Below are 3,464 nucleotides of genomic sequence, written 5' to 3' on the forward strand. Positions count from 1 at the left end.
GTCTGCTTGAACGGTTCCTCCATGCAGTTCGGTAAAATGACGGACGATCGCTAGTCCCAATCCCAATCCGCCGAATTGTCGGGTTATAGTGCCATCTTCTTGACGGAAGTAGTCAAACACATGGGGTAAGAACTCTCGTTTGATGCCTTTTCCAGTATCTTTGACTTGAATCTGAGCGTACATACCAACCTGCTCTAGTTGCACGTCGATGCGTCCTCCGGTTGGGGTGAACTTCACAGCATTGGAGAGGAGGTTCCAGACTACTTGTTGGAGGCGATTGGTATCGCCTGAAACCGTTCCTGAAATAGGATTAAATGTAGTCTGGATTTGAATGTGTTTGGCTTCGGCTGCCAGTCGTACCGTTTCTAGGGCAGCTTCAATCATTGCCGCTAGATTCACAGGAGCGACGTTTAACGTCATTTTTCCTTGCAGAATGCGGGAAACATCCAACAAGTCCTCAATTAATTGGGCTTGCAGCTTGGCGTTGCGTTCGATCGTTTCCAGGGCTTGCTGGGTTTTTGTGGTATCTAGTCGGCCTGTTCGTAGCAATTTTGTCCAGCCGAGAATCGGATTGAGGGGCGATCGCAACTCGTGGGACAATACTGCTAAAAATTCGTCTTTAATCCGGTTAGCCGCTTCTGCTTTTGCGCGATCGCTTTGAGCCGCCCGGTACAACTGAGCATTGTCAATCGCCAAGGAAGCACGACGAGCCAATTCCTCTGCTAGTTGCAAATCTGCCGGGGTATACTGTCGTTCAGATTCGGCGGCGATAAAGGAGATAACCCCTAGAATTCGTGCCTGAGTTCGTAGTGGCACCGTCATTACAGATTTGAATCCCACCTGCCGTAGAATCTCTAAATGCTCTGAATCACGCGCTGCCTGCACCAACAGTTCATCAGGAATATTGGGCACTAAATCCGGTTGTCCAGTCCGCAATGTCAATGCAGCACCGCGAGGGTCATCTGGGTTTATCGGATACTTGTCTCTAATCTGATATGCCCATTCCAGCTTGGCAGGGTCGATGTGAGCAACCGCAATCTGCGCGATCGCACCGTTCTCTTCTATCATGTGAACCGTACACCAGTCGGCTAATTCCGGCACCGTAAGCTGTGCGACGCGCTCTAGAGTCGTTTGATAATCGAGTGAGGATGCAAGCACGGCACTCGCCTCAGAGAGAAAGTGTTGGGCAAGCTCTAACCTGACGCGCTCGGTCACATCTACCACATAAACTAAAACCCCTTCGACCTGACCATTTGAGTTAACAGTCGGAAGATAGTAAACGTTGTAGTAACCGGGACGGCGATCGCCGCGTCCGGGAACATTCACCGCAAAGTTTGGTGAAATAAAGGGATTTCCTGTGGTGTAGATCTGATGAAAGACTTCAACTAATTTGGGATCGAATTGCCCAAAAAGTTCTGGAATGGAATGTCCTAAGTGTTGCTCGCGGCTTAATCCATTAATTTCTGCTAATGCTTCGTTGATGGCAATAAATCGCTGCTTTTCATCTAACAGAGCAAGTCCAATGGGTGATGTTTCAAAAATGGTTTCCAGTTGGCGCTGTGCGGCTTCTGCTTCAGAGCGTGCAAGGCGCTCGCGTTCTAACAGTTGTTCTCGTTCTTGTTCTGCTTGCTTGCGCTCCGTCACATCCAGCACCAGCGATAACACCGAAATCATCCGTCCCGATTCGTCCCTGAGACTGGAGTTATACCACTCGCAATGCACAATGTTGCGATCTTCGGTGTAATTGCGGTTGTATGAAAAAATATGGGGTTCTTCACCATAGACCAGCCGTTGGCAGACTTCAGCAACTGCTTCCAGGTCTTCCTCAAAGACAAAAGGTATCTCTGTTAAAGATTTACCCAGCATTCCTTCGGCTTTCCAGCCCAAAATGCGCTCTGCACCAGCAGACCACCGAATGACTTGAAAGTCTCGATTCCATTCAACGACTGCCATAGGAGAGTTTTCAACATGGAAGTTGAGCTTTTGTAGGGCTTGACGCAACGCCTCTTCCGCTTGCTTGCGTTCTGTGATATTTATGACGACACCAATCGAGTGCTTGGGATTTCCCTGAACATCATAAGTAAACTTTCCTCTCGCTTCCACCCAGTGAACCGAGCCATCTGACCAACGTAGGCGATATTCATGGTGATACTCTTTCTTTTGGGCTATGGCTTGCTGAAATTTCGCCTCAGCTTCTGCTAGGTCATCGGGATGAACCCGACTTTCCCAAACTTCATGGCTGGGTTCGCATTCATTCGGTTGTAGACCCAGGACGGTGAAGTGTCCTTCTGACCAAAGCAATGCCTCGGTCTGCATATCCCAGTCCCACGTTCCCATGCGTCCGACCTTGAGCGCGAGTTGCAGATGAGCTTCACTTTCTCGCAATTGTTCTTCTGCCCGCGATCGCTCCACGGCTAGCCAGGTTTTTTGAGCAATTCGCTCCATCAGCACCACATCTTCCTGCGTCCAGTGGCGAACAGAGGCATGGTGCAACACCAACAATGCAACAAATCGCCCTTCTTTCACTAAGGGAACACACAGGAGAGATTTGGTTTGAATTGCGTCAAAGGTAGCAGCCCCCGATCCGGCAGTCCGAGGATCGCGATCGACATCATCTACGACGATTGTTTTGCCCTGCTTTAATTCAGCAATGAGTTCAGGGCCAAACGAATCCATGTGATGGCTACCCACCACGCTGATGACACCATTGCAATAGTCGCGATCGACAATGACGTATTCCTGAGTAGAATCAATTTCGCCGTAGGTACAGCGAGTGACACTAAAGTGTTGTCCTGTGGCACAAACCACCTGCCACATAATTTCTTTGGGGTCTTGAATGGCACGAATCGCATCATTCAATTCGATTAGGAATTGCTGAATTTCTTCTTTCTGCTGGAGGTTCTTGAGCAGTTGTTCAATTTGTTGCCTTGCCCGCACCTGGGCTGTCACTTCAATGTTATAAATCAACACGCCCTGAATGGTTCCCTCAGCATCTCGCCAAGCCGGACAGATGCAGTTGAAAAATCCCTCTTCCAACACACCGTCGCCGTTCCGATCCCAGTAAGCAGGCGATTCATTCCGAATAAATGTTTCTCCCGTCCGGTAAACGCGCTCAAGGACATCAAAATAAATTTGCCCCTCTATCTCCGGGAAAACATCCCGAATTGATTTGCCGATAATGTCTGGAGTGCGCCCAGTCCCTTGCAGATAAGTTGGATTGGCAAATTCATACACAAGATTGGAACCTTTAATAATGCCAATCATGGCGGGGAACTGCATCAAGATGTCATACAACCGCTTGCGTTCGTTTTCTGCTTCTAATCGGGCAGTTTGTTCTCGCTCTAAAAGGCGATCGCGTTCGGCTTCGATCTGTTTGCGTTCCGTAATATCAACCGAAACGCCAATCATACGAACTGCTTGCCCCGTCTCATCCCGATAGACTTGCCCCTGACTGTTGAGCCAGC

The 3,464-nt window shown here is 49.1% G+C and carries 1 protein-coding gene; it reads right to left on the bottom strand.

The features are described from left to right. A partial coding sequence (locus NDI34_RS27915) for a PAS domain S-box protein (protein ID WP_348234470.1) occupies positions 1-3,464 on the bottom strand: 3,464 nt, incomplete at both ends.

This window comes from Trichocoleus sp. DQ-U1 (assembly GCF_039961925.1).
Lineage (GTDB): Bacteria > Cyanobacteriota > Cyanobacteriia > Cyanobacteriales > FACHB-T130 > FACHB-T130.